The organism is Treponema sp. R8-4-B8 (genome assembly GCF_054786175.1).
The window spans coordinates 1-463 of sequence record NZ_BDHE01000361.1 but is presented as its reverse complement, the minus strand read 5'-3'; the positions used below and the strand labels follow the sequence as shown (position 1 = coordinate 463).

Genomic DNA, 463 nt, shown 5'->3' with positions numbered 1-463 from the left:
TTAATAAATACCATACCGCATGACCTAATTCGTGTCGTACCGCGTGTTCGGGTTTATTTGTACTCCAAAAGCCGATATCCAAATTTGTCTGTGCGTCCGCACCCAATTTGACCATTGACGTTACATACATAACGTCCTCTTTTCGCAAAAATATTTCTTTGCTAGTAGGAGAATAACGAGCCGCCTCGCCCGGCAACAGCCTTGCGGTTATCTGAAATCCTTTTAAGCGCCCTCCCGCATTCAAGTTCCCGAAAATATCGTAAACGGCCTCAACCTCTTTATTGACCATATTGGCGATGTCAAGATGCATTGCCATATAATCATTTGATACCAAGCCTAAATTTTCAGTAAAATAACGTTGGGCTTCCTCCTTGGTTTTAGCTGACATAAAATATACCCCTCTTTATAATTTACTATTTTCAGATGTGTATAAGAGACAGGGGTGAGCGCCGCGCTGTCCTTG

Annotated in this window: 1 protein-coding gene; it reads right to left on the bottom strand. The window is 42.5% G+C overall.

Features of this window, described 5'->3' with window-relative positions; genetic code table 11:
- Positions 1-388, bottom strand: a 388-nt coding sequence (locus tag ACYVRA_RS08765) for a hypothetical protein (RefSeq protein ID WP_461252333.1), incomplete at its 3' end; no start/stop codon positions are given.
- Positions 389-463 lie beyond the last annotated feature (75 nt).